This window comes from Streptococcus gallinaceus (assembly GCF_024170225.1).
GTDB classification, from domain to species: domain Bacteria; phylum Bacillota; class Bacilli; order Lactobacillales; family Streptococcaceae; genus Streptococcus; species Streptococcus gallinaceus.
Window position 1 is genome coordinate 46353 of record NZ_JALJXU010000006.1, and the last position, 23923, is coordinate 70275.

Here is a 23923-nt window from a genome sequence, read left to right on the forward strand (position 1 = left end):
CTATTATTTTACCATGTTTTATGGTAAAATTGTTTGCATGAACAAGAAAAAGACAGCTGTTTTAGCAGGAGTCTTGGGGACTGGGATTCTTGCGGCTAGCGCGCGTTATTATATGAAAGTCCAGGAAGAAAAGAAAAAGGCACAGGCTTTAGTGCAGGTGCGGCAATTTTTTGCGGAACTGGGACCGATTGCTACGGTATTCATTTATGAAGCAGAATCCAGTGCAGATTTGCTAAAAGGAGGCGTAGTCATGGAAACGGGCCAGGTCTATACTTTTGAAAATCACGCAGGAGAGATTGCCTACGAGGAGGAAGAAAAATGATTATTCCAACTAGTTTTGAAGAAATCGCGTCTTATATCGAAAAAGACCAGAAAACTGTCTTCTTTTTCACAGCAGATTGGTGCCCAGATTGCCAATTTATCTACCTTGCCATGCCCGAAATTGAAGCAGAGAATCCAGAGTTTACCTTTGTTCGGGTTGACCGTGATGAATTTATAGAAGTGGCTCAGCAATGGGATATCTTCGGGATTCCAAGTTTTGTAGTTGTGCAAAATGGTCAGGAATTGGGCAGATTTGTCGATAAAAATCGAAAAAGTAAAAAAGAAATTGTAACATTTTTAGAAGGATTGAAATAGATGATTTTTACATATAACAAGGAACATGTCGGTGATACCTTGATGGTTTTGGTCAAGGAAGCGAAGGATGCCAAGCGTACCGTTGAGCGTAAGGGAAATGTAGCGCGTGTCTATTTGGAAGAAAACGGGGAGACAGTGGCTTGGAATATCTTTGATCTTTCTACCTTGGTGGAAATCGCAGACCGTGGCCAGGTTTTCTTGACGGACGAGCAAGTGGCGGTCTTAAATGCTGAGTTAGAAAAAGAAGGTTTCTCTGAGCGCTTGATTAACGATGCTGGACCAAAATTTGTTGTTGCACAAATCAAGGAAATGGTGGATCATCCAGATAGCGACCACCTCCATATTTGTCAAGTGGAGATCCACGATGGTCAAGTGGTACAAATTGTTTGTGGTGCGCCAAATGCAGCTCAAGGTTTGAAGACAGTTGCAGCCTTGCCAGGTGCTATGATGCCAAATGGAAGCTTTATCTTCCCAGGTCAATTGCGCGGCGAAGACAGCTTCGGGATGCTATGTAGTGCGCGTGAGTTGGAATTGCCAAATGCTCCACAAGTACGCGGAATTATTGAACTAGCTGCAGATGCAGAAGTGGGAGCTTCTTTTGATGCAGAGAAACATTGGAATGCATAGATAAAAAGACGAATCGTTCCGTCTTTTTTAGTTGATTAAGCACTCTTGAATTGCCAGCTTCAAATTTTCAGATAACTGATTTTCCTTATCCAAGTCTAGATAAATTTTCTGAAAAAAATGCTGGAAATTGAGATAGGCGAAATAGTCTTGCGGTTCTTGATTTGGAAGAGTAGTCGTTTTTAAGAAGTCAATCAACTCTTCTGGAGACAATTTTTCCGATAAGATTAACTGAACAATGACATTTGCCAATCGCTGGTCTTCGCCAGCAGAAAACGTTTTTGTTTGCTTTTGGAAAACGGATAGGACACTTTGCCAGACCTTGTCCAAGTCTTCCTTTGGAAAATCTGGATGACAGGCTGCTGTCAGGAGGAAGTCGGCTCCGTGAGCGATGGCATGTAGCCAGCCCAGTTGCTCGTCCCAACCTCGGCTATCTGTTTCATTTGATAGAAATTGCAGAGCGGCTTGGAAAAGTTGCACTTTGTCTGTTGTAGTTAGTCTATTTTCATAAGGGCTTCCCTCTAGACTATCCACATATAGAAATAGAGCTAGAACTAAGGCTGTAAAAGACCGAGTGGGCGTGTGGGGACTTGTGACACTTCCGTGTTCCCAGAGTTGCTGAAGTAGCCAATGATAATCTTCTGGCGTTAATAAGGCATCTAGTATGGCATGGCAAAAGCTAGCATAGACCAGCTCGTCACGGATTTGGGGATTTTCGTCACCGATATGCTCGATGAGCCAAGTCAGTTGCTCTTGGGAATAATTTTCGTTCATTTCCAGTTGCTTCTGTAAGATTTCTTTCATAATTTCCTCCTATTTCCTCAACCAAACATGCTGCAAAAAGCTAATGTCCTTGTAAGGAGTTTGGTCGCAGACGGCGAGTTCGACTTTGGTCATTTTTTCTAGCCAGCCGGGTTCGGTTTTGAAGTGATTGGGCTGCAGGCTATAAAATGTACGGATGGCTTGGTAGTTTTCTAGCTCCAAACCTGATAGCTCAAGCAATTCGTCTAAGGAGTAGGTGCTGCCTTGGGCGAATGATTGACTGTGGAAGTCACCGCCAGCTAGCAAGTCTAGTGCGGTATCGACATCGTTTGAAAAAACGACGTTTTGGAGCACTTTCCCGACTTGATTGTGCTTGATGATGGATAACTTACCGTCGTCTTTGAGCAGACGGTTGAATTCTGCGAGATAATTCGGACGTTCAGCCGGAGCGACGTATTCTAGCACATTGTGGCAGGTGATGACATCGAAACTCTTATCCGGAAAAGCAGCTAGTTTCTCTAGACTTCCTAATACTTTTTGGTAATCGGTCTCTGTTTCTATATCCAGCATATCTGCATTGGGTTCGACGGCGGTCACCTGATTTTTCTTTGCCAAAAATTGACTAACCAGTCCAAAACCAGCTCCAAAATCTAAGGTTTGTTTATCTTCTAGATGTGCAAGTTGTGCAAAGGTGATTTCGTACTGAATCTTCCCCCACGGCTGTTCCAACATAGCACGATAATTTTCGAGATTGACCATATTTGCCTCCTTTTGAAAAATTATAACAAAAATAGTCTAAAAAGGAGATTTTTCACAGAATTTGCGAATAAATAGATAGGAGGATGAAAAATGTACAATAAAGTTATCTTGATTGGTCGCTTGACAGCGACTCCTGAAGTAAGCCAGACCCCAAATAAGAAAAGCGTCGCCCGTGTGACCGTCGCTGTCAATCGCAGATTCAAGGCAGAAAATGGTGAGCGAGAAGCTGATTTTATCAACGTTGTTTTCTGGGGAAAACTGGCAGATACCTTGGCAAGTTATGGAACAAAGGGCAGCTTGATTTCCTTGGATGGCGAATTGCGGACTCGCAAGTATGAAAAGGATGGACAAACCCGATATGTAACAGAAGTGATTGGTTCCAGCTTCCAACTGCTCGAAAGCCGAGCGCAGCGAGCTATGCGAGAAAATAATGTCGCGGAAGATTTAGCTGATTTGGTCTTGGAAGAGGAAGACCTCCCTTTTTAAGTCATCATTAAAAAGAGGAAATTTCCTCTTTTTAGTTTGGGCAAAATTTCTAAAATCATGATGTATTTCTTGACTATTTTTGACCGAGTGATACAATAAGAAATGTGAATTAGCACTCGAGACAAAAGAGTGCTAAAAAGTATAAAAAATCAAGGGAGGAATCTTATGTTAAAACCATTAGGCGACCGAGTGGTCGTAAAATTTGAAGAAGTTGAAGAGCAAACAGCAGGCGGCTTTGTCCTTGCAGGAAAATCACATGAAGCGACAAAGAAAGCGACCGTTGTAGCGATTGGTCAAGGTCTGCGCACCTTGAATGGTGATTTGATTGCACCGAGCGTAGCAGTTGATGATCTGGTACTTGTGGAAAATGGCGCAGGGATTGACATCAAGGACGGAGACGAAAAACTCGCTATTGTCCGTGAAAGTGACATTTTGGCAATCTTGGGCTAATCAAAGCTCTTTAAGTTTGACAATAGAAATAGTAAGTAAATAGTAAGTAAGAGGAAATAATGATGGCAAAAGATATTAAATTTTCAGCAGACGCACGTAGTGCCATGGTCCGTGGTGTTGATATTTTAGCAGATACGGTCAAAGTGACTCTTGGACCAAAAGGTCGCAATGTAGTATTGGAAAAAGCCTTTGGTTCACCACTGATTACCAATGACGGTGTGACAATTGCAAAAGAAATCGAATTGGAAGACCATTTCGAAAACATGGGTGCGAAACTCGTGTCCGAAGTCGCATCAAAAACAAACGACATCGCTGGTGACGGGACGACAACTGCAACTGTCTTGACGCAGGCTGTTGTTCGCGAAGGTCTTAAAAACGTTACTGCGGGTGCTAACCCAATCGGCATCCGTCGCGGAATTGAAACAGCTGTTGCTGCTGCGGTAGAAGAGTTGAAAGTCATTGCTCAGCCTGTTTCAAGCAAAGAAGCAATCGCCCAAGTAGCTGCCGTGTCATCACGTTCTGAAAAAGTTGGTGAGTACATTTCAGAAGCCATGGAGCGCGTGGGTAACGACGGTGTTATCACAATTGAAGAGTCTCGCGGTATGGAAACAGAACTTGAAGTGGTCGAAGGAATGCAATTTGACCGTGGTTACTTGTCTCAATACATGGTGACGGATAATGAAAAAATGGTTGCCGACCTTGACAACCCATACATCTTGATTACAGACAAGAAAATTTCTAACATCCAAGACATTCTCCCACTCTTAGAGGAAATCCTAAAAACAAACCGTCCGCTCCTGATTATCGCAGATGACGTAGACGGTGAAGCCCTTCCGACTCTTGTTCTCAACAAGATCCGTGGAACATTCAATGTGGTTGCCGTTAAAGCTCCTGGCTTTGGGGATCGTCGCAAGGCTATGCTTGAAGACATTGCCATCTTGACAGGCGGTACCGTGGTGACTGAGGATCTTGGTCTTGATTTAAAAGAAGCAACAATGGCGGTGCTTGGGCAAGCTGCTAAAGTGAGTGTCGACAAAGATTCTACAGTCATCGTAGAAGGTGCTGGTAACCAAGAAGCAATCGCCAATCGTGTTCACCTCATCAAATCACAAATTGAAACAACAACTTCTGAATTTGACCGTGAAAAATTGCAAGAACGTCTGGCAAAATTAGCTGGTGGTGTTGCCGTTATCAAGGTCGGTGCAGCAACTGAAACAGAGTTGAAAGAGATGAAACTCCGTATTGAGGATGCATTGAACGCAACTCGTGCAGCCGTTGAAGAAGGGATCGTTGCCGGTGGTGGTACTGCCCTTGTCAATGTGATTGGGAAAGTAGCTGCGCTTGAACTGGAAGGCGACGATGCTACAGGACGCAACATTGTCCTTCGTGCATTGGAAGAACCTGTTCGTCAAATCGCCTACAACGCTGGCTATGAAGGTTCAGTTGTGATTGAACGCTTGAAACAGTCTGAAGTTGGTACAGGCTTCAACGCTGCGACAGGTGAATGGGTTGATATGGTTGCGACTGGTATTATTGACCCAGTTAAAGTGACTCGCTCTGCCCTTCAAAATGCAGCTTCAGTAGCAAGTCTTATCTTGACAACCGAAGCAGTTGTGGCTAACAAACCAGAACCAGCTGCTCCAGTAGCACCAGCAATGGACCCATCAATGATGGGCGGATTCTAAGTCTATAAATTACATAAAAGCTGTCTTTGGGACGGCTTTTTGTTTTGCCCAACTTTCTAGTATTCTGATAAAAAGTAGCCTACCAAAATGAATTATCACTAATTCAACCTTTTTCAAAGTCAAACAAAAATGAAAATGTTATAATAGATAAAAATGAATGGAGAAACGAAATGAAATCAGCTATTTTTGTAAAATCAGGTCAAGTTGCAGTTGCAGAAATTGATAAACCAACTATTCTTGAAGAAGACGACGCAGTTATCCGAGTGGTGCGCTCTTGTGTATGTGGCTCAGACTTGTGGGCTTATCGCGGAGATGACAACAAAGCAGAGCACTCAGCAAACAGTGGGCATGAAATCATCGGTATCGTCGAGGCAGTGGGTAGCGACATCAATACCGTGAAACCGGGAGATTTTGTCATTGCGCCATTCACACATGGCTGCGGTCATTGTGCGGCTTGCCGTGCAGGATTTGAAGGAGGTTGTCAAAGTCATACTTATGCAACGAATTTTAGTGGCGGTTACCAAGCAGAATACGTGCGCTATACCCACGCAGATTGGTCTCTGGTCAAGGTTCCGGGTCAGCCAAGCGACTACAGTGAAGGCATGATTAAGTCCTTCCTTGCCTTGGCGGATGTGATGCCGACTGGCTACCATGCGGCACGTGTTGCCAATGTTCAAGCTGGAGATACGGTTGCTGTCGTAGGTGATGGAGCGGTGGGGCTATGTGCTGTTATCGCTGCCAAGATGCGGGGCGCTAAGCGCATTATCATGATGAGTCGCCATGAAGATCGTCAAAAACTTGCAATTGAATTTGGAGCGACTGATATTGTTGCCGAACGAGGCGAAGAAGGTGTTGCTAAAGTTCTTGAATTGACAAATGGTGCTGGTGTAGATGCAGCCTTGGAATGTGTCGGAACTCACCTGTCTACTGAGACAGCAATTAAGATTGCTCGACCAGGAGCAGCTGTTGGACGTGTCGGACTTCCCCATACAAAAGATGTCAACATGGGCGACTATTTCGGTAAAAATATTATCTTCGCAGGAGGCCCTGCTTCTGTAACAACCTATAATAAAAGTGTCCTCTTAAAAGCGGTCTTAGATGGAGAAATCAATCCTGGGAAAGTCTTCACAGCTACATATCACTTAGATGACGTCAACCAAGCCTACCAAGATATGCATGACCGTAAAACTATCAAGGCTATGCTCACAATGGATTAAAAACAAGAAAAAATCATTGACAAAGAGTGCTGTCTATGCTATTATGATAGACGGTACTTTTTACTTTTGGTCTCTCAAAAGTGTACAGAGACGTGCTGACAATTGTTGCAAAAGTGCACACAGATAGGAACTGTCACCAAGTGTCCTATCAACCAAAAATAAAAAAATATACAGGAGAATGTAGATGCCTACAATTAACCAATTGGTTCGCAAACCGCGTAAATCAAAAGTAGAAAAATCAGATTCACCAGCTTTGAACGTTGGTTACAACAGCCGTAAAAAAGTTCAAACAAACGTTTCATCACCACAAAAACGCGGTGTTGCAACTCGTGTCGGAACAATGACACCTAAAAAACCTAACTCAGCCCTTCGTAAATTCGCTCGTGTACGTTTGAGCAACCTTATCGAAGTTACAGCTTACATCCCAGGTATCGGTCACAACTTGCAAGAACACAGCGTAGTATTGCTTCGCGGTGGACGTGTAAAAGACCTTCCAGGGGTACGTTATCATATTGTTCGTGGTGCACTTGATACTGCAGGTGTAACTGATCGTAAACAAGGCCGTTCTAAATACGGTACTAAACGTCCAAAAGGGTAAGAAGGGAGAATTCGTTAAATGAGTCGTAAAAATCAAGCGCCTAAGCGCGAAGTATTGCCAGATCCATTGTACAACTCAAAATTGGTAACTCGTTTGATCAACCGTCTTATGCTTGATGGTAAACGTGGTACTGCTGCATCAATTGTTTACGGTGCTTTTGAACAAATCAAAGAAGCTACTGGAAATGAGCCACTTGAAGTATTTGAAACAGCAATGGAAAACATCATGCCTGTACTTGAAGTACGTGCACGTCGTGTCGGTGGTTCTAACTACCAAGTCCCAGTTGAAGTTCGTCCAGAACGTCGTACAACATTGGGTCTTCGTTGGTTGGTAACAATCGCTCGTAACCGTGGTGAGCACACTATGGTTGACCGTCTTGCAAAAGAAATCATGGACGCAGCTAACAACACAGGTGCATCTGTTAAGAAACGTGAAGATACTCACCGTATGGCAGAAGCAAACCGTGCGTTTGCACACTTCCGCTGGTAAGATAGGATGTGAGGATGTTAAGAAAATTCAAGGAAAAATAGGAAATCTGACGAAGTGCCTAAAAGCTCTAGGAAGATTTATCATTTTTCCAGAATTTGTAGTCCGAACTCAACTAGATTCAATTCATGTAAAAGCGAATATTTATAGAACGGGTAGGTCCTGCCTATCCGTTTTTTATAAATAATGGTATAATAAGAAGTAAACTAAAAATTTTATAGGAGAAACAACCTCATGGCACGCGAATTTTCATTGGAAAAAACTCGTAACATCGGTATCATGGCCCACGTCGATGCCGGTAAGACAACTACAACAGAGCGTATCCTTTACTACACTGGTAAAATTCACAAAATCGGTGAAACTCACGAAGGTGCATCACAAATGGACTGGATGGAGCAAGAGCAAGAACGTGGTATCACAATCACATCTGCTGCGACAACAGCTCAATGGAAAGACACACGTGTTAACATCATCGACACACCAGGACACGTGGACTTCACAATCGAAGTACAACGTTCACTCCGCGTTCTTGACGGTGCTGTAACAGTTCTTGATGCTCAATCAGGTGTTGAGCCTCAAACAGAAACAGTATGGCGTCAAGCGACTGAATACGGTGTACCACGTATCGTATTTGCTAACAAAATGGATAAAATCGGTGCTGACTTCCTTTACTCAGTATCAACACTTCATGACCGTTTGCAAGCAAATGCACACCCGATTCAATTGCCAATTGGTTCAGAAGATGACTTCCGCGGAATCATCGACTTGATCAAGATGAAAGCTGAAATCTATACTAACGACCTTGGTACAGACATTCTTGAAGAAGATATCCCAGCTGAATACCTTGAACAAGCTGAAGAATACCGTGAAAAATTGATCGAAGCAGTTGCTGAAACTGATGAAGATTTGATGATGAAATACCTTGAAGGTGAAGAAATCACAAACGAAGAATTGATGGCTGGTATCCGTAAAGCGACTATCAACGTTGAATTCTTCCCAGTATTGTGTGGTTCAGCCTTCAAAAACAAAGGTGTTCAATTGATGCTTGATGCAGTTCTTGACTACTTGCCAAGCCCACTTGATATCCCAGCTATCAAAGGTGTAAATCCAGATACAGACGCTGAAGAAACTCGTCCAGCATCTGATGAAGAGCCATTTGCAGCTCTTGCCTTCAAGATCATGACTGACCCATTTGTAGGTCGTTTGACATTCTTCCGTGTATACTCAGGTATCCTTAACTCAGGTTCATACGTTTTGAATACTTCTAAAGGTAAACGTGAACGTATCGGACGTATCCTTCAAATGCACGCCAACACTCGTAAAGAGATTGAAACAGTTTACGCTGGTGATATCGCTGCTGCGGTTGGTTTGAAAGATACAACAACTGGTGACTCATTGACTGATGAAAAAGCAAAAGTAATCCTTGAGTCAATCGAAGTTCCAGAACCAGTTATCCAATTGATGGTTGAGCCAAAATCTAAGGCTGACCAAGACAAGATGGGTATTGCCCTTCAAAAACTTGCTGAAGAAGATCCAACATTCCGCGTTGAAACAAACGTTGAAACTGGTGAAACAGTTATCTCTGGTATGGGTGAGTTGCACTTGGATGTCCTTGTTGACCGTATGCGTCGTGAATTTAAAGTTGAAGCGAACGTAGGTGCTCCTCAAGTATCATACCGTGAAACATTCCGCGCTTCTACACAAGCACGTGGATTCTTCAAACGTCAATCTGGTGGTAAAGGTCAATTCGGTGATGTTTGGATTGAATTTACTCCAAACGAAGAAGGTAAAGGTTTCGAATTCGAAAACGCTATCGTTGGTGGTGTGGTTCCTCGTGAATTCATTCCAGCTGTAGAAAAAGGTTTGGTTGAATCAATGGCTAACGGTGTCCTTGCTGGTTACCCAATCGTTGACGTGAAAGCAAAACTTTACGATGGTTCTTACCACGATGTCGATTCATCTGAAACAGCCTTCAAAGTGGCAGCATCTCTTGCCCTTAAAGAAGCAGCTAAATCAGCTCAACCAGCTATCCTTGAGCCAATGATGCTTGTGACTATCACAGCTCCAGAAGACAATCTCGGAGACGTTATGGGTCACGTAACTGCTCGTCGTGGACGTGTTGACGGTATGGAAGCTCGTGGTAATACACAAATCGTTCGTGCTTATGTACCACTTGCTGAAATGTTCGGTTATGCAACTGTTCTTCGTTCAGCAACACAAGGTCGCGGTACCTTCATGATGGTATTTGACCACTACGAAGATGTACCAAAATCTGTACAAGACGAAATCATCAAGAAAAACGGTGGACAATAATCATTGTTTCTAAGCCCTCACTTTGTGAGGGTTTTTGTGAGTTTTGCATAAAATTTATTGCCCCTCTCATGCTTATGTGATATAATTTTATAAAAATATACAAGGTTTTTTATAAAAAGAATTTTATCAAAATTAAGTGTAGTAATATCAATAATTTTTATGTCCGTTAATTTAGGTTCCTCTATCACTTATGCAAATTCATGGCAAAATGATTTAACATTCGAACATTCATTAATAAGTATGATTTTTGAGCGGAGTGCTTTAAAGATGTTAGAAGGGGGAGGAAGAAGCCTCCCCTTAGCTGCATTTGTTAATAAAAAAGGGGGGGAAGTGCGCTTGGTGGTGGAGCTGGTGATTTTTATTACAAAGGTTATCGTTTGTCACGAGATCGTGCGGTGAATTCTGGGAATGGTCCACACGGGGATAGTTACTGGAAATTATTTAATAAGCAAAACAATAGAATCGGAACATATAATCGTCAGGGGAAATATCTTCGTCCGTAGGAAGGAAAAATATGCACCAGTTTCAATTGCGGGACTACGCTATTTATATTTCAAATAGATTGTATCCTGTTTATAATGAAAATCAAGAAGAAATTTTAGTGGTTTTTCCAGAATATTCTTCTATTTGTGCCTCTATCCATTTTTTAGAAAATGGGAGACTTTCTTTGGCTAGTTTCTAGGGTGTTATTTATGAACTAAGAGAGAAAGAGTTGAGGGTTTATTATAACGATGAGGAAGCAGATGAAGAAGTATGTCTTTAGAAATTTATCAGATTTACTTGCCGGAAGAATTAAAAGTTTTTATTGGCAATCAAGAGAAAGATTTTTTGGTTTATAGCGATGAGAATGACTATGCAGTTTTGCTCTTGATTCGGTGGAATGAATCAAGACAGTTTTTGCAATTTATCAATCGATGGAAAATTCAAATTGAAATAGATGGAAACGAAGTTTATATTGCTTGTGATGCAAGCAAAAAAATATTAGAAAATAGAATGTATTTACATGAAAACTTTGTGAATCTTTTTTCAATCTTTTGAGTCAAAGTCTTGCATTTTATGGCAATTCAGTATATAATAGAAATGTTGAAAAGCGATTTGTTAGTTTATAAACTGACAAGTTAATTTTTTCACAATTGGGTAAAAGGCCTGTCCTTTTATAAATTAAACGTACGATTTTCATAAGGAGGAAATCATAAATGGTAGTTAAAGTTGGTATTAACGGTTTCGGTCGTATCGGTCGTCTTGCTTTTCGTCGTATCCAAAACGTTGAAGGTGTTGAAGTTACTCGTATCAACGACCTTACAGACCCAGCAATGCTTGCTCACTTGTTGAAATATGACACAACTCAAGGTCGTTTCGACGGTACAGTTGAAGTTAAAGACGGTGGTTTTGAAGTTAACGGTAAATTCGTTAAAGTTTCTGCAGAACGCGAACCAGGAAACATCGACTGGGCTAACGACGGTGTAGAAATCGTTCTTGAAGCAACTGGTTTCTTTACATCTAAAGAAAAAGCTGAGCAACACATCCACGCTAACGGTGCGAAAAAAGTTGTTATCACAGCTCCTGGTGGAAACGATGTTAAAACAATCGTATTCAATACTAACCACGACATTCTTGACGGTACTGAAACAGTTATCTCGGGTGCTTCATGTACTACAAACTGTTTGGCTCCAATGGCTAAAGCTCTTCAAGATAACTTTGGTGTAAAACAAGGTTTGATGACTACAATCCACGGTTACACTGGTGACCAAATGGTTCTTGACGGTCCACACCGTGGTGGTGATCTTCGTCGTGCTCGTGCTGCTGCAGCTAACATCGTACCTAACTCAACTGGTGCTGCTAAAGCTATCGGTCTTGTAATCCCAGAATTGAACGGTAAACTTGACGGTGCTGCACAACGTGTTCCAGTTCCAACAGGTTCTGTAACTGAATTGGTTGCTACTCTTGAAAAAGAAGTAACAGTTGAAGAAATCAACGCAGCTATGAAAGCAGCTTCAAACGAATCATACGGTTACACTGAAGACGCTATCGTATCTTCAGATATTGTAGGTATCTCATTTGGTTCATTGTTTGACGCTACTCAAACTAAAGTACAAACAGTTGACGGAAACCAATTAGTTAAAGTTGTTTCATGGTACGACAACGAAATGTCATACACTTCGCAACTTGTTCGTACTCTTGAGTACTTTGCAAAAATCGCTAAATAATTCGATTGTTTAGTATAAAAAGAGCCGTTAGGCTCTTTTTTTGATACTTTAGAAAAAGCAAAAAAGAACTCCAAATCTAGCTGATTCAGGGTTCTTTTGTAATCGTTTAGAGAAGGTCCAAAAAGTATTGGCTAATGTCTTCAGCAGTTTTATCGGATGCATAGCGTAGCCACCAGTTAAGGCAGGTGATAAAAGTTGAAATAATGTGTTCCTGCAAGAGCAATGGTGGAATAGTACTATTGCTGAAGAAGTATTCTTTGACGGGTGGAGACAAATGGAGTGCCAATTGTTCACGGAGACTTCTACGGAAATAATCATCGTTCAGTCTGAATAGTGTGAGTACCTTATCGTCATTTTGTTTGAAATGATAAAAGAGGTGGGCAATACGGTCAGCCAGCGAGTCTTCAAAGTCATCTCTGTCAACCAATCGATGGTCAGAATAGGAAGCTGTTACAAAGACATGGTCAAAAAGGTGCTGGCACACAGCGGATAAGAGGTCGTCTTTGCTGGTGAAGTGGCTATAGAAGGTACTGCGCCCGATATTGGCCTTTTCGATAATGTCACCAACGCTGATCTGTTGAAAAGAGCTCTCGTTGAGCAGGCCAAAAAAGGCCGCAAAAATGGCTTCTTTTGTTTTTACGATTCGTTTATCCATTACTATCAAAATCCCCTAGACAATTTAAATGAGATGTTCAGTATCTAACAAAATTGGCAAACTGTTTCTGTTTTTGCCAATAAAAATCTGTCATACTACTATTGTAAAGGAGATATTCTAATATTTCAAGAACAAGGTTTTTTCTTAAAATTATTAGAAAATAGTAGGAATGGAGGTAATCGAAATGATTTCAGAAACAAAGAAGAGTATCCTTATTACAACAACTTGTGTGGTATTGATTTTACTAGGTTTGGTGAGTTCACTGTTGAAAGTTTCGACAGCAGAAACAATTCTTTTTATAGCGGCTTTTTTAGTGGGAGGCTATCAGTCTGCTAAGGAAGGTTTTGAAGAGTTATTTCAAGACAAACACTTGAATGTTGATATTTTAATGGTCTTGGCTGCTTTTGGGGCAGGGATTATTGGGTATTGGCTGGAAGGGGCTTTGCTCATCTTCATCTTTTCCCTTTCTTCCACTTTGGAAGTGTTGGCCATGGCTAAAAGTACAGAAGCTATCTCATCGTTGATGGCGATGACACCAGATGAGGCCCGTTTGTTATCAGAAGATGGAACAGTCACTGTTATCCCTACGGCTGATTTGAAAATTGGAGACCGGGTGCAAGTCTTAAAGGGGCAATCTGTTCCGATTGATGGAACGCTCTTGTCTGAAATGGCTTTATTTGACGAATCTATGGTAACGGGTGAACCCCTCCCTGCTGAAAAGAAAGCGGGAGAAACGATTATTGGGGGTACCATCAACCAGAGCGAGACGATTGAGTTGGAAGTGCTAGTTGAAAATGATAACACCCTGTTTTCAAAAATTGTGAATATGGTGGAAGAGGCTCAGGCACGTAATAGTAAGACGACAACTTTTATCGATAAGTTGGAAAATGGCTATGTAAAGGGAGTTTTGTTCTTGGTGCCAACCTTTATCATCTTTACTTGTCTTGTGCTTGGTTGGCCTCTTCACGATGCCTTCTACCGTGGTATGATTTTATTAACAGTTGCTTCTCCGTGTGCCTTATTGGCAAGTAGTACTCCTGCAAGTTTGTCAGCTATTAGTTGTGCCGCGCGTATGGGTATGATTTTAAAAGGTGGTGATACTGCTGATAATCTGGCTGGTCTTAAGGCAATTGTCTTTGATAAGACGGGAACCCTAACCATTGGGAAACCAAGTGTGACAGCTCTGCATTTGGCTTCGGAGGTGGCGGATGAAACGCTGGCTGCAGTGGTGGTATCTGCTGAGAACAAGACCAGTCATCCGATTGCGCAAGTCTTGCTTGACTTTTATCCAGAGCAAGCTCAAGTTGAACTGGACCAATTGACCGATGTGACTGGTAAGGGATTTGAAGTTGTATTTCAAGCTAAGATCTGGAGAATTGGTAAAAAAGATTTTATCTTAGAAAATCTATCTCAACCTCTAGCGCCTGCAACACAGCAATTTATGGATGAACACGAAGCTAAGGGACAAACCTTGGTATTCGTTAGTGCAGATGGTATTTTGCAAGCGATCTATGCCTTGGCAGACCAAGTGCGTAAGGAAAGCAAACAAGTGTTAGCGGACTTGAAAGAAATCGGTATTGTCACGATTATGTTGACAGGTGACCAAGAAAAAACAGCGCAAGCGATTGCTAGCGAACTAGGAATTGACCGTGTTGTAGCCAATTGTTTGCCGATAGACAAGGCTAAGTACATCGCAGACTTCCAAAAAGAATACGGTTTAGTGGGCATGGTTGGCGATGGAATCAATGATGCTCCGGCCTTGGCTTTGGCAGATGTCGGATTTGCAGTTGCGACCGGTACAGATATTGCCATGGAAAGCGCGGATGTTGTCCTAGTTGACGATTTGACTCGCCTCACCTTTGCAATTGGCTTGTCTAAAAAAATGCGGGTCATTGTGATGGAAAATATCGTATTTGCCTTGCTTGTCATTGCTAGTTTGATTATCAGTAACTTGTTCCAACAAATTACTCTTCCTTTAGGGGTGGTTGGACACGAGGGTTCTACTATTCTAGTTATTCTGAATGGACTTCGTCTTCTTCGTTACAAAAATCACAAATAGAGGTGGATTTCTTTAGAATTATATAAGGAAATATGGTATAATGAGGAGTATAAAAATTTTAAGGAGTCTTTTCAAATGGCAAAATTGACTGTTAAAGACGTTGAATTGAAAGGTAAAAAAGTTCTCGTTCGTGTGGACTTTAACGTACCTTTGAAAGACGGCGTTATCACAAACGACAACCGTATCTCTGCGGCACTTCCAACTATTAAATACATCATCGAGCAAGGTGGACGTGCTATCCTCTTCTCACACCTTGGCCGTGTGAAAGAAGAAGCTGACAAAGCTGGTAAATCACTTGCACCAGTAGCTGCTGATTTGGCTGCTAAATTGGGTCAAGATGTTGCTTTCCCAGGTGCTACTCGTGGTGCTGAATTGGAAGCTGCTATCGACGCTTTGAAAGACGGAGAAGTTCTTCTTGTTGAAAACACTCGTTTTGAAGATGTTGACGGTAAAAAAGAATCTAAAAACGATCCAGAACTTGGTAAATACTGGGCATCACTTGGTGATGGTATCTTCGTAAACGACGCATTCGGTACAGCTCACCGTGCGCACGCTTCAAACGTTGGTATCTCAGCAAACGTTGAAAAAGCAGTTGCTGGTTTCCTTCTTGAAAACGAAATTGCTTACATCAAAGAAGCTGTTGAAACTCCAGAACGTCCATTCGTAGCGATCCTGGGTGGTTCAAAAGTTTCAGACAAGATTGGTGTTATCGAAAACTTGCTTGAAAAAGCTGATAAAGTCCTTATCGGTGGTGGGATGACTTATACATTCTACAAAGCGCAAGGTATCGAAATCGGTAACTCACTTGTGGAAGAAGACAAACTTGATGTTGCGAAAGCTCTTCTTGAAAAAGCAAATGGTAAATTGATCTTGCCAGTTGACTCAAAAGAAGCAGATTCATTTGCAGGTTACACAACTGTACGCGACACTGAAGGCGAAGCAGTATCAGAAGGCTTCCTTGGTCTTGACATCGGTCCTAAATCAATCGCTAAATTTGATGAAGTGTTGACTGGTGCAAAAACAGTTGTCTGGAACGGTCCTATGGGTGTCTTTGAAAACCCTGACTTCCAAGCAGGTACAATCGGTGTGATGGACGCTATCGTGAAACAACCAGGCGTTAAATCAATCATTGGTGGTGGTGACTCAGCTGCAGCTGCAATCAACCTTGGTCGTGCAGACAAATTCTCATGGATCTCTACAGGTGGTGGCGCTTCAATGGAATTACTAGAAGGTAAAGTACTTCCAGGTTTGGCAGCACTTACTGAGAAATAGGCGGTAAGTCCAAAATCTTTGATTTTGTTGACGCACCCCCGCAAGGCTGATTAGATTGGTCATGAGCTGTGCGAAATGAACCATCAATCAGCTACTGCGAGCCGTGAAGGCTAGAAAAAGCACCGTTAGGTGCTTTTTTCTATGCATTGTGTTGTAAAAGTGGAGCAAGGCCTTCTTTTTTCTGTCTTATAGATAACTAGGGCAGTGAGAGGATTCTATAGCTAGGTATGAAAAAATCAGGGAGAAATTGATAAAATATTGCTTTTCCGTGATAAAATAGAAGTATGTTAAAAAAGTATCGTTTTGATCCTAAGAAATTTAAACTTGGGATGCGCACTTTTAAGACGGGGTTAGCAGTGTTTGTGCTTGCTCTGGTTTTTGGTGTCTTAAAGATGGATGGCCTGCAGATTGCAGCGCTGTCAGCAGTGTTTAGTCTCCGTGAAGATTTTGATAAAAGTGTACATTTTGGTTCATCGCGTATCTTAAGCAATTCTATCGGTGGTTTTTACGCGCTTTTGTACTTCCTTTTGCAGGATTGGTTCCATGGACAATATTGGGTAACGGTCATTTTTATCCCAATTTTTACAATGTTAACAATTATGACTAACTATGCCATGAATAATAAGGCTGGGATTATTAGCGGGGTCGCAACCATGCTGATTATCGCTCTCTCCATTCCAGCTGGGCACTCGATTCTCTATGCAATTAGTCGTGTATTTGAGACTTTTATAGGAGTTTTTGTGGCTATCATGGTCAATTCAGATATTGATAGCCTTAGAAAACGTCTTAAATCCGAATGATGTTAGAAGTTCTAACATAAACTCTTGACGACATGGAAATAATCCAATATAATGGTATTCAGAAAGGAGCTTTCGTGAGAGAAAAAGAATTACGTCGTTCATTAGCGGTCTTTCCAATTGGTTCAGTTATGAAATTGACAGATTTAACAGCTCGTCAAATTCGTTATTATGAAGAACAGGGATTGATTGAGCCAGACCGAAATGAGGGCAATCGCCGCATGTATTCGTTAAATGACATGGACAGATTGTTGGAGATTAAGGACTACATTGCAGATGGCTACAATATTGCAGCCATTAAGCGTGAGTATGAAGCCAAGGAATTGGCCCGTAAGCAGACCTTATCTGATAGTCAAGTCCGTCAAATCTTGCACGATGAGCTGACGAAGGTGGGAGGATTTACCACCTCACCAAATGGTTTTAACTCATTCCGTTTTTAAGTATTGGTTTCTACAAAGGAGAAAGAAATGCCGATTACAGCTGCTGACATTCGTCGCGAAGTCAAAGAAAAAAATGTTACCTTCTTACGTTTGATGTTTTCAGACATCTTGGGTGTGATGAAAAATGTTGAAATTCCAGCTACAGAAGAACAGTTGGAAAAGGTTTTGTCTAACAAGGCTATGTTTGATGGTTCCTCTATTGAAGGTTTCGTTCGGATTAACGAGTCTGACATGTACCTTTATCCAGACTTGGATACATGGACTGTCTTTCCTTGGGGAGATGAAAATGGTGCAGTTGCAGGTTTGATTTGTGATATCTACACAGCAGAAGGCGAACCATTCGCAGGTGATCCTCGTGGTAACTTGAAACGCGCCCTTCGTCACATGGAAAAAATCGGCTACAAGTCTTTTAACTTGGGTCCAGAGCCTGAATTCTTCCTTTTCAAATTGGATGAAAATGGCAACCCAACTCTTGAAGTCAATGATAAAGGTGGCTATTTTGACCTAGCTCCAACAGACTTGGCAGACAATACACGTCGTGAAATTGTCAACGTCCTCACTCAAATGGGCTTTGAAGTAGAAGCTAGTCACCACGAAGTCGCTGTTGGTCAGCATGAGATTGACTTCAAATACGCAGACGTCTTAAAAGCTTGTGATAATATTCAAATTTTCAAATTGGTTGTTAAGACTATTGCCCGTAAACATGGGCTTTATGCAACCTTTATGGCTAAGCCAAAATACGGTATTGCTGGTAGCGGGATGCATTGCAACATGTCTCTTTTCAATGACAAGGGTGAAAATGCCTTCTTTGACGAAAAAGACCCACGTGGTATGCAATTGTCACAAGATGCTTACTATTTCCTTGGTGGCTTGATGAAACATGCTTACAATTACACGGCTATCATCAATCCAACAGTCAACTCTTACAAGCGTCTGGTTCCAGGTTATGAAGCTCCGGTTTACATCGCTTGGGCAGGTCGTAACCGTTCACCGTTGATCCGCGTACCTGCTTCTCGTGGTATGGGAACTCGTTTGGAATTGCGCTCGGTGGATCCAATGGCTAACCCTTACTTGGCTTTAGCTGTATTGTTGGAAGCGGGTCTGGATGGTATCGAAAATAAAATCCAAGCACCAGCACCAGTGGAAACAAATATTTATGCCATGTCAGCTGAAGAACGTAAGGCAACAGGTATTATCGACCTTCCTTCAACTCTTCACAATGCCCTTAAGGCGCTTCAAGAAGACGAAGTGGTCAAAGAGGCGCTTGGAAATCATATCTTTACAAACTTTATCGAAGCTAAACGCATTGAGTGGGCAAGCTATGCAACCTTTGTCTCTCAATGGGAAATTGATAATTATTTGGACGTTTATTAAACAGAAAGCCTCGGGAATTGAGGCTTTTTAATATGGGTATTCAAATCATAAGAATTCTGTAATATTTGTAACACTTTCTTCATCTAAATGTCACAAAAAGACGATATGCTATAGTCTGTTGAAATGAGAGGTACATTTGTGTTACAAAAGAAACAATATTTAATTTTACTAGGTTTTGTGTTCACAATGCTTCTGTTTGTAGGAAGTCCTAAGGCACAAGCAGCAATAAAGCCTGCGGAAACCAGTAAAAGTTTAGTGGTAAATTTGTCTAAGACATCGTCAACAGTTTCTGCTAAGGTTGCTGAAACGAGTAAGACGATGAAAGCGGAGAAAGTAGCAAAAGAAGAAAAGCCAGTAGTTGTGATGACCCCTAATACTTATGCAGTGGGTCAGTGTACATGGGGAGCGAAAGAGTTGGCACCTTGGGTTGGTAATAACTGGGGCAATGCGAATGATTGGGCGGTAAGTGCAGCAGTGGCTGGCTTCACAGTTGGCGACACACCCAAAGCTGGTGCGGTTATGGTATGGTCAGACGGTGGTTTTGGTCATGTGGCAGTCGTGACAGAAGTGGCAGCAGATGGGATGGTTCAAGTCAAGGAAGCGAATTATGCTGGTAATCCAGCTATCAACAATTACCGTGGTGCTTTTAATCCGAAAACGGAATCAAGCAATGCGGTCGTGTCTTATATCTACGCTCCAGATACAAAATAAGAAAAGGTTGGACAGAAGTCCAGCCTTTTTATGTTGGGCAAATAAAAAAACTAGCCTGGAGGGGCTAGTTACAGATATTAGTCTTCGTCTGGTGTGAGAATCATTGGGATAATGATTGGTTCACGTTCTGTCTTTTCATAGAGGAATGGACGAAGTGCATTGACTACGGCGCCATTAACCGTTTGAATGTTAGCATCTTTGTTCTTCAAGGCGATACGAATAGCGTTGAAGAGGATGCGTTGGCTTTCACGGATCAGGTCTCCTGACTCACGCATGTAGATAAAGCCACGGCTTAGGATGTCCGGTCCAGCCAAAATCATTTGTGTCTTGAAGTCGACAGTTGCGACAGCAAGAACGACACCGTCTTCTGATAAATCGCGACGATCTTTGAGGACGGCTGCACCAATCTCACCGATCCGATTTCCGTCTACGTAGATGTCTTGTGCGTTGAAATGACCTGAGATACGAGCAGAATCCTTGGTTAGTGCTAGCACGTCACCGTTTTCCATGATAAAGATATTTTCTTTTGGCACACCAGTATCAACGGCTAAGCCAGCATGGATTTTCTGCATACGGTATTCACCGTGAACAGGCATGAAATATTTTGGTTTAATCAGGCGGAGCATGAGTTTTTGCTCTTGCTGACCACCGTGCCCAGATGTATGGATATTATTGACCTTACCGTGAATAACTTCTACACCTGCTTCAATCAAGATGTTAATCAGCTTGTTGACGCCGGTTGTATTGCCTGGAATTGGGCTAGATGAGAAGATAACAGTATCACCAGGTTGCAATTGCACTTGGCGGTGTGTTCCATGGGCGATACGTGAAAGTGCGGCCATAGGCTCACCCTGGCTCCCTGTACAGAGAATCATGACTTCGCCAGCAGGGTATTCTTTAATCTCGTTTCCTTCGATAAAGGTCCCTTCAGGTGCTTTGATATAGCCTAATTCAATACCATTTACGATGGCTTTTTCCATTGAACGTCCGAAAACGGCAATCTTTCTACCCGTACGAACGGCGGCTTCAACGGCCTGTTGCAGACGGAAAATATTGGAGGCAAAGGAAGCAAAGATAATACGTCCGTGGATGCCTTCGATGATTTTCATGATGGATTGGCCAACGATTTTTTCCGAATTGGTAAAAGTTGGAATCTCAGCATTTGTAGAGTCGGATAGAAGACAGAGAACGCCTTCTTCGCCAAGAGCTGCCATGCGATGGAGGTCAGCGGGTTCTCCAACTGGTGTAAAGTCAAACTTAAAGTCTCCGGTACAGACGATTTTCCCTTGAGGGGTGTGGATAACAATTCCTAAAGGTTCTGGAATAGAGTGAGTCGTACGGAAGAAGCTAACCTTGAGGTTTTTAAATGTGAGAACGGTATTTTGGTGGATCTCATGCAGGGTTGCATCGCGTAAGAGCCCATGTTCTTCTAGTTTGCCACGGATTAAGGCTAGGGCCAATGGACCTGCATAGATAGGAATATTGGCTTGTTTGAGGAGGAATGGAATACCCCCGATGTGGTCTTCGTGACCATGGGTGATGACAAGTCCTTTTACGCGGTCAATGTTTTCAACGATGTAAGAGTAGTCTGGGATAACGTAGTCAATCCCGAGTAGATCATCTTCAGGGAATTTGATACCAGCGTCAACGATGATAATCTCGTCCTGGTACTCGATACCGTAGGTGTTCTTCCCGATTTCTCCCAAACCACCAATGGCGTAAACGCCAACTTCTTGAGGTTTTAGATTGATAGATGACATGGATTAGAACTCCGTAAGTTTGAAATCTGCGTGAGCTTTTTCGTACTCAAGGTGGTTTTCAGAGAGTAATTCGATGAATTCGATATTGTAGCTTGTGTTTTCTTCGACTAATTGGCGCGCGATAATGCGTCCTTCCAATTCAGTAGCTGCATCTACTTCTAAGTAAAGTGAGACAGTTTGCTCGCGGCGAGGAGAACGCTCTTTTGTTTCTTGGTAAAATACTTTATAAATCATAAGTTTCCTTTCTGTTGCAACGATTGTCCGGAAAAATACCAGATAGGTTAGCCAGCTGGTAAATGGGTATGCAATTTTTCCGAGTAATAGTAATAATAGTAATATTTTTTGAACGTAGCAATTACATTTATTATATCATAAATGATACGGTTGTAAAAAGAATTGGCAGGGAAAATGTAAAATGCAATCGTTTTCAGTTGCAAGGAAAGTCCATGATTTGAAAAAATGAGGGAGATAGCTTACAATAGTGGATAAGAGAAGAGAAAGTGATGATTCGATGAAACTATTAGCATTTGATACCTCTAGTCATGCCTTGTCTGTAGCGATTTTAGAGGGACAAACTTTATTGGCTGAAACCAAGGTTACTGTTAAAAAGAACCATAGCGTCAGTCTCATGCCGACGATTGATTTTTTGATGGCGCAAGTTGGCTGGAAACCGAGTGATTTGGAGCGCATTGTTGTCGCGGAAGGTCCGGGTTCTTATACAGGATTACGGGTGGCTGTTGCGACAGCCAAGACCTTGGCTTATGCTTTGAAAATTGATTTGGTCGGTGTGTCTAGTCTGTATGCCTTGACACAGGTCGGTTTTGACGGCTTGATTGTACCGTTGATGGATGCACGCCGCAATAATGTCTACGTTGGCTTTTATGAAAATGACCGGTCTGTTGAACCAGATCACCATGCTAGCTTTGAGGAGGTCTTGGAGCAGTTGCAGGGGCAAGAAAATCTGGCCTTTGTTGGAGAAGTAGAGGCTTTCCGTGACCAGATTGAGGCAGCTCTGCCGCAGGCTAAGATTATTCCGAGTCTACCTTCAACAGAATGGATTGGTTTAGCTGGTCAGGACTTGCCAGCTGTAGATGTGGATGCTTTTGTACCACGTTATTTAAAACGTGTGGAAGCAGAAGAAAATTGGTTGAAGAATAATAGCGAGTCCAATCCGGCTGATTACATCAAGCGAGTATAAGATGGCAGATAGCAAATATGTAGAAGCTGTTTGGGAGATTTTATCGGATGTTTATCCGATTGCTCCTTGGAATAAAGAGCAGATTGCAGCAGATATGGACCAAACTCAGACCCAGTATTTTTTTGTGGAGCAGGACGGGGAGATCGTTGGTTTTCTGGCAGTGCAAGATTTGGCAGACGAGTTGGAAATAACCAATATCGCTGTGAAAACAGCCTATCAGGGTCAAGGTTTAGCTGGACATTTGCTAGAGCAGTTACAGATGGTATCGGGGTCGATTTTCCTAGAAGTTAGAGAGGGAAATCTGGCGGCGCGTGCCTTGTATCAAAAGTATAGCTTCAAACAGATTGGCTTACGAAAGAATTATTATCATGCGCCGGTCGAGAATGCGGTCATCATGGAGAGAAAAAATGAAGGATAGATATATTTTAGCCATAGAGTCGTCGTGTGATGAGACCAGTGTGGCAATTTTGAAAAATGAAACGGAACTCTTAACCAACATCATTGCTAGTCAAGTTGAGAGCCATAAGCGTTTTGGTGGGGTGGTGCCAGAGGTAGCCAGCCGTCATCATGTCGAGGTTATCACGACTTGTATTGAGGATGCCTTGGTCGAGGCGGAAATTGCAGCGGAGGACTTGGATGCGGTAGCTGTGACCTATGGACCGGGCTTGGTAGGAGCTCTCTTGGTAGGGATGGCTACTGCGAAAGCATTCGCTTGGGCGCATGGTCTGCCTCTCATTCCGGTCAATCATATGGCTGGTCATCTGATGGCGGCGTGTGAGGTAGAGGAATTGCAGTACCCCTTGATGGCGCTTTTGGTTTCAGGTGGGCACACAGAGTTGGTTTATGTGAGTGAGCCGGGAGAGTATCGGATTATCGGGGAGACGCGCGATGATGCGGTTGGCGAAGCTTATGACAAGGTTGGTCGCGTCATGGGATTGAACTATCCAGCAGGGCGCGAGATTGATCAGCTGGCTCATAAAGGACAGGACATTTATGATTTTCCGCGTGCCATGATCAAGGAAGATCACCTGGAATTTTCATTTTCAGGGCTTAAGTCGGCCTTTATCAATTTGCATCACTATGCTGAGCAAAAAGGGGAAGAGCTGGTAACAGAGGATTTGTGCGCTTCATTCCAAGCGGCTGTTTTGGATATTTTGCTAGCAAAGACGCAAAAAGCTTTGGAGCAATATCCTGTTAAGCAGCTTATCGTCGCAGGTGGCGTGGCGGCCAACCAAGGTTTGCGAGAACGCTTGGCTCAGGACATCAAGGATGTACAAGTGGTCATCCCACCTCTTCGCCTCTGCGGAGACAATGCAGGGATGATAGCCCTAGCAGCTGCAGTTGAGTATGACAAAGGACACCGTGCAGACTGGTCGCTCAATGCCAAACCAAGTCTAGCATTTGACAGTGTGGGGATGTGAAAGTAAGCCTAGG

27 protein-coding genes are annotated in these 23923 nt (G+C 42.5%); 22 read left to right on the top strand and 5 right to left on the bottom strand.

The window, feature by feature from the left end; all coding sequences use genetic code 11:
* Positions 1-37 precede the first annotated feature (37 nt).
* From J2T50_RS07880 to ytpR, 3 genes are read left to right on the top strand one after another with little or no spacing between them, the layout of a single operon-like run.
* A complete protein-coding gene (locus tag J2T50_RS07880; protein WP_253365430.1) occupies positions 38-322 on the top strand; it encodes a DUF4651 domain-containing protein in 285 nt (94 codons plus the stop codon).
* Complete coding sequence (locus J2T50_RS07885; protein ID WP_253365432.1) at positions 319-636, top strand: thioredoxin family protein; 318 nt, start codon at positions 319-321, stop codon at positions 634-636. Before J2T50_RS07880 ends, J2T50_RS07885 begins: the two co-directional genes overlap by 4 nt.
* A complete protein-coding gene (gene ytpR / locus J2T50_RS07890; RefSeq protein WP_253365434.1) occupies positions 637-1263 on the top strand; it encodes a YtpR family tRNA-binding protein in 627 nt (208 codons plus the stop codon). It abuts the gene before it with no gap.
* Between the two features lie 27 nt (positions 1264-1290).
* Here the strand turns inward: ytpR and J2T50_RS07895 are convergent, their stop codons facing one another.
* Positions 1291-2064 (bottom strand): DUF2785 domain-containing protein, encoded by a 774-nt coding sequence (locus tag J2T50_RS07895; RefSeq protein ID WP_253365436.1) that lies wholly within the window; start codon positions 2062-2064, stop codon positions 1291-1293.
* A 9-nt stretch (positions 2065-2073) separates the two neighbouring features.
* Complete coding sequence (locus tag J2T50_RS07900) at positions 2074-2781, bottom strand: class I SAM-dependent methyltransferase (protein WP_253365438.1); 708 nt, start codon at positions 2779-2781, stop codon at positions 2074-2076.
* 90 nt (positions 2782-2871) lie between these two features.
* Here J2T50_RS07900 and J2T50_RS07905 point away from each other — a divergent pair, with 90 nt between their 5' ends.
* The 10 genes from J2T50_RS07905 to gap all read left to right on the top strand — a co-directional run bounded on the left by J2T50_RS07905 (position 2872) and on the right by gap (position 12223).
* Positions 2872-3267, top strand: coding sequence for a single-stranded DNA-binding protein (locus J2T50_RS07905; protein ID WP_253365440.1), 396 nt, complete (start codon positions 2872-2874; stop codon positions 3265-3267).
* Between the two features lie 165 nt (positions 3268-3432).
* Positions 3433-3717: a co-chaperone GroES gene (groES, locus tag J2T50_RS07910; protein ID WP_253365443.1), complete on the top strand. Its 285-nt coding sequence runs from the start codon at positions 3433-3435 to the stop codon at positions 3715-3717.
* 62 nt (positions 3718-3779) lie between these two features.
* Entirely contained in the window at positions 3780-5402 is a 1623-nt protein-coding gene (groL, locus tag J2T50_RS07915; RefSeq protein WP_253365653.1) for a chaperonin GroEL, read from the top strand.
* A gap of 170 nt (positions 5403-5572) precedes the next feature.
* Complete coding sequence (locus tag J2T50_RS07920) at positions 5573-6619, top strand: zinc-dependent alcohol dehydrogenase family protein (protein ID WP_253365445.1); 1047 nt, start codon at positions 5573-5575, stop codon at positions 6617-6619.
* 184 nt (positions 6620-6803) lie between these two features.
* Positions 6804-7217: a 30S ribosomal protein S12 gene (gene rpsL / locus J2T50_RS07925; protein WP_253365447.1), complete on the top strand. Its 414-nt coding sequence runs from the start codon at positions 6804-6806 to the stop codon at positions 7215-7217.
* 18 nt (positions 7218-7235) lie between these two features.
* Complete coding sequence (gene rpsG / locus J2T50_RS07930; RefSeq protein ID WP_253365449.1) at positions 7236-7706, top strand: 30S ribosomal protein S7; 471 nt, start codon at positions 7236-7238, stop codon at positions 7704-7706.
* 231 nt (positions 7707-7937) lie between these two features.
* Positions 7938-10016, top strand: a complete 2079-nt coding sequence (fusA, locus tag J2T50_RS07935) for an elongation factor G (protein WP_253365451.1) — start codon at positions 7938-7940, stop codon at positions 10014-10016.
* Between the two features lie 159 nt (positions 10017-10175).
* Positions 10176-10415 (top strand): hypothetical protein, encoded by a 240-nt coding sequence (locus J2T50_RS07940; protein ID WP_253365452.1) that lies wholly within the window; start codon positions 10176-10178, stop codon positions 10413-10415.
* Positions 10416-10769: 354 nt separating this feature from the next.
* Positions 10770-11054, top strand: coding sequence for a hypothetical protein (locus J2T50_RS07945; RefSeq protein ID WP_253365454.1), 285 nt, complete (start codon positions 10770-10772; stop codon positions 11052-11054).
* A 158-nt stretch (positions 11055-11212) separates the two neighbouring features.
* Entirely contained in the window at positions 11213-12223 is a 1011-nt protein-coding gene (gap, locus tag J2T50_RS07950) for a type I glyceraldehyde-3-phosphate dehydrogenase (protein WP_253365456.1), read from the top strand.
* Between the two features lie 106 nt (positions 12224-12329).
* Here the strand turns inward: gap and J2T50_RS07955 are convergent, their stop codons facing one another.
* Positions 12330-12878 carry a TetR/AcrR family transcriptional regulator gene (locus J2T50_RS07955; protein WP_253365458.1) on the bottom strand — a complete coding sequence of 183 codons (549 nt, stop codon included), beginning with the start codon at positions 12876-12878 and terminating at the stop codon, positions 12330-12332.
* Positions 12879-13062: 184 nt separating this feature from the next.
* Here J2T50_RS07955 and J2T50_RS07960 point away from each other — a divergent pair, with 184 nt between their 5' ends.
* The 6 genes from J2T50_RS07960 (at position 13063) to J2T50_RS07985 (ending at position 19531) form a co-directional block, all read left to right on the top strand.
* Positions 13063-14937: a heavy metal translocating P-type ATPase gene (locus J2T50_RS07960; protein ID WP_436300270.1), complete on the top strand. Its 1875-nt coding sequence runs from the start codon at positions 13063-13065 to the stop codon at positions 14935-14937.
* A 75-nt stretch (positions 14938-15012) separates the two neighbouring features.
* On the top strand, positions 15013-16209 hold the full coding sequence (locus tag J2T50_RS07965; RefSeq protein ID WP_253365462.1) for a phosphoglycerate kinase: 1197 nt from the start codon (positions 15013-15015) through the stop codon (positions 16207-16209).
* A gap of 284 nt (positions 16210-16493) precedes the next feature.
* The gene (locus J2T50_RS07970) at positions 16494-17009 is read left to right on the top strand and encodes an FUSC family protein (RefSeq protein ID WP_253365465.1); all 516 of its coding nucleotides are present in this window, start codon (positions 16494-16496) and stop codon (positions 17007-17009) included.
* Between the two features lie 74 nt (positions 17010-17083).
* Positions 17084-17446: a MerR family transcriptional regulator gene (locus tag J2T50_RS07975; protein ID WP_253365467.1), complete on the top strand. Its 363-nt coding sequence runs from the start codon at positions 17084-17086 to the stop codon at positions 17444-17446.
* Positions 17447-17473: 27 nt separating this feature from the next.
* Positions 17474-18820 (top strand): type I glutamate--ammonia ligase, encoded by a 1347-nt coding sequence (gene glnA, locus J2T50_RS07980; protein ID WP_253365469.1) that lies wholly within the window; start codon positions 17474-17476, stop codon positions 18818-18820.
* A 123-nt stretch (positions 18821-18943) separates the two neighbouring features.
* On the top strand, positions 18944-19531 hold the full coding sequence (locus J2T50_RS07985) for a CHAP domain-containing protein (protein ID WP_253365471.1): 588 nt from the start codon (positions 18944-18946) through the stop codon (positions 19529-19531).
* Between the two features lie 77 nt (positions 19532-19608).
* Here the strand turns inward: J2T50_RS07985 and rnjA are convergent, their stop codons facing one another.
* Entirely contained in the window at positions 19609-21291 is a 1683-nt protein-coding gene (gene rnjA, locus J2T50_RS07990) for a ribonuclease J1 (RefSeq protein ID WP_253365473.1), read from the bottom strand.
* 3 nt (positions 21292-21294) lie between these two features.
* Positions 21295-21525 carry a DNA-directed RNA polymerase subunit epsilon gene (locus J2T50_RS07995; protein WP_253365477.1) on the bottom strand — a complete coding sequence of 77 codons (231 nt, stop codon included), beginning with the start codon at positions 21523-21525 and terminating at the stop codon, positions 21295-21297.
* A 277-nt stretch (positions 21526-21802) separates the two neighbouring features.
* Between J2T50_RS07995 and tsaB the strand changes: the two genes are divergently transcribed.
* Genes tsaB through tsaD form a run of 3 tightly spaced genes read left to right on the top strand, consistent with a single transcriptional unit; the run spans position 21803 to position 23910 of the window.
* A complete protein-coding gene (gene tsaB / locus J2T50_RS08000; RefSeq protein WP_253365655.1) occupies positions 21803-22489 on the top strand; it encodes a tRNA (adenosine(37)-N6)-threonylcarbamoyltransferase complex dimerization subunit type 1 TsaB in 687 nt (228 codons plus the stop codon).
* 1 nt (position 22490) lies between these two features.
* The gene (gene rimI, locus J2T50_RS08005; RefSeq protein ID WP_253365478.1) at positions 22491-22907 is read left to right on the top strand and encodes a ribosomal protein S18-alanine N-acetyltransferase; all 417 of its coding nucleotides are present in this window, start codon (positions 22491-22493) and stop codon (positions 22905-22907) included.
* Positions 22897-23910 carry a tRNA (adenosine(37)-N6)-threonylcarbamoyltransferase complex transferase subunit TsaD gene (tsaD, locus tag J2T50_RS08010; protein WP_253365480.1) on the top strand — a complete coding sequence of 338 codons (1014 nt, stop codon included), beginning with the start codon at positions 22897-22899 and terminating at the stop codon, positions 23908-23910. The genes rimI and tsaD overlap by 11 nt, the downstream gene beginning before the upstream one ends.
* Positions 23911-23923 lie beyond the last annotated feature (13 nt).

What these genes read in the sequence shown, in the direction of transcription:
- tsaB (WP_253365655.1), top strand. Translation starts at nt 21,803, where the DNA reads ATGAAACTATTAGCATTTGATACCTCTAGTCATGCCTTGTCTGTAGCG.
- J2T50_RS07945 (WP_253365454.1), top strand. Translation starts at nt 10,770, where the DNA reads ATGTCTTTAGAAATTTATCAGATTTACTTGCCGGAAGAATTAAAAGTT.
- J2T50_RS07955 (WP_253365458.1), bottom strand. Translation starts at nt 12,878, where the DNA reads ATGGATAAACGAATCGTAAAAACAAAAGAAGCCATTTTTGCGGCCTTT.
- groES (WP_253365443.1), top strand. Translation starts at nt 3,433, where the DNA reads ATGTTAAAACCATTAGGCGACCGAGTGGTCGTAAAATTTGAAGAAGTT.
- J2T50_RS07900 (WP_253365438.1), bottom strand. Translation starts at nt 2,781, where the DNA reads ATGGTCAATCTCGAAAATTATCGTGCTATGTTGGAACAGCCGTGGGGG.
- J2T50_RS07920 (WP_253365445.1), top strand. Translation starts at nt 5,573, where the DNA reads ATGAAATCAGCTATTTTTGTAAAATCAGGTCAAGTTGCAGTTGCAGAA.
- J2T50_RS07895 (WP_253365436.1), bottom strand. Translation starts at nt 2,064, where the DNA reads ATGAAAGAAATCTTACAGAAGCAACTGGAAATGAACGAAAATTATTCC.
- glnA (WP_253365469.1), top strand. Translation starts at nt 17,474, where the DNA reads ATGCCGATTACAGCTGCTGACATTCGTCGCGAAGTCAAAGAAAAAAAT.
- J2T50_RS07885 (WP_253365432.1), top strand. Translation starts at nt 319, where the DNA reads ATGATTATTCCAACTAGTTTTGAAGAAATCGCGTCTTATATCGAAAAA.
- tsaD (WP_253365480.1), top strand. Translation starts at nt 22,897, where the DNA reads ATGAAGGATAGATATATTTTAGCCATAGAGTCGTCGTGTGATGAGACC.
- rnjA (WP_253365473.1), bottom strand. Translation starts at nt 21,291, where the DNA reads ATGTCATCTATCAATCTAAAACCTCAAGAAGTTGGCGTTTACGCCATT.
- J2T50_RS07965 (WP_253365462.1), top strand. Translation starts at nt 15,013, where the DNA reads ATGGCAAAATTGACTGTTAAAGACGTTGAATTGAAAGGTAAAAAAGTT.
- J2T50_RS07985 (WP_253365471.1), top strand. Translation starts at nt 18,944, where the DNA reads ATGAGAGGTACATTTGTGTTACAAAAGAAACAATATTTAATTTTACTA.
- J2T50_RS07960 (WP_436300270.1), top strand. Translation starts at nt 13,063, where the DNA reads ATGATTTCAGAAACAAAGAAGAGTATCCTTATTACAACAACTTGTGTG.
- J2T50_RS07880 (WP_253365430.1), top strand. Translation starts at nt 38, where the DNA reads ATGAACAAGAAAAAGACAGCTGTTTTAGCAGGAGTCTTGGGGACTGGG.
- gap (WP_253365456.1), top strand. Translation starts at nt 11,213, where the DNA reads ATGGTAGTTAAAGTTGGTATTAACGGTTTCGGTCGTATCGGTCGTCTT.
- J2T50_RS07940 (WP_253365452.1), top strand. Translation starts at nt 10,176, where the DNA reads ATGTCCGTTAATTTAGGTTCCTCTATCACTTATGCAAATTCATGGCAA.
- J2T50_RS07970 (WP_253365465.1), top strand. Translation starts at nt 16,494, where the DNA reads ATGTTAAAAAAGTATCGTTTTGATCCTAAGAAATTTAAACTTGGGATG.
- rimI (WP_253365478.1), top strand. Translation starts at nt 22,491, where the DNA reads ATGGCAGATAGCAAATATGTAGAAGCTGTTTGGGAGATTTTATCGGAT.
- fusA (WP_253365451.1), top strand. Translation starts at nt 7,938, where the DNA reads ATGGCACGCGAATTTTCATTGGAAAAAACTCGTAACATCGGTATCATG.
- J2T50_RS07905 (WP_253365440.1), top strand. Translation starts at nt 2,872, where the DNA reads ATGTACAATAAAGTTATCTTGATTGGTCGCTTGACAGCGACTCCTGAA.
- rpsL (WP_253365447.1), top strand. Translation starts at nt 6,804, where the DNA reads ATGCCTACAATTAACCAATTGGTTCGCAAACCGCGTAAATCAAAAGTA.
- J2T50_RS07995 (WP_253365477.1), bottom strand. Translation starts at nt 21,525, where the DNA reads ATGATTTATAAAGTATTTTACCAAGAAACAAAAGAGCGTTCTCCTCGC.
- rpsG (WP_253365449.1), top strand. Translation starts at nt 7,236, where the DNA reads ATGAGTCGTAAAAATCAAGCGCCTAAGCGCGAAGTATTGCCAGATCCA.
- groL (WP_253365653.1), top strand. Translation starts at nt 3,780, where the DNA reads ATGGCAAAAGATATTAAATTTTCAGCAGACGCACGTAGTGCCATGGTC.
- ytpR (WP_253365434.1), top strand. Translation starts at nt 637, where the DNA reads ATGATTTTTACATATAACAAGGAACATGTCGGTGATACCTTGATGGTT.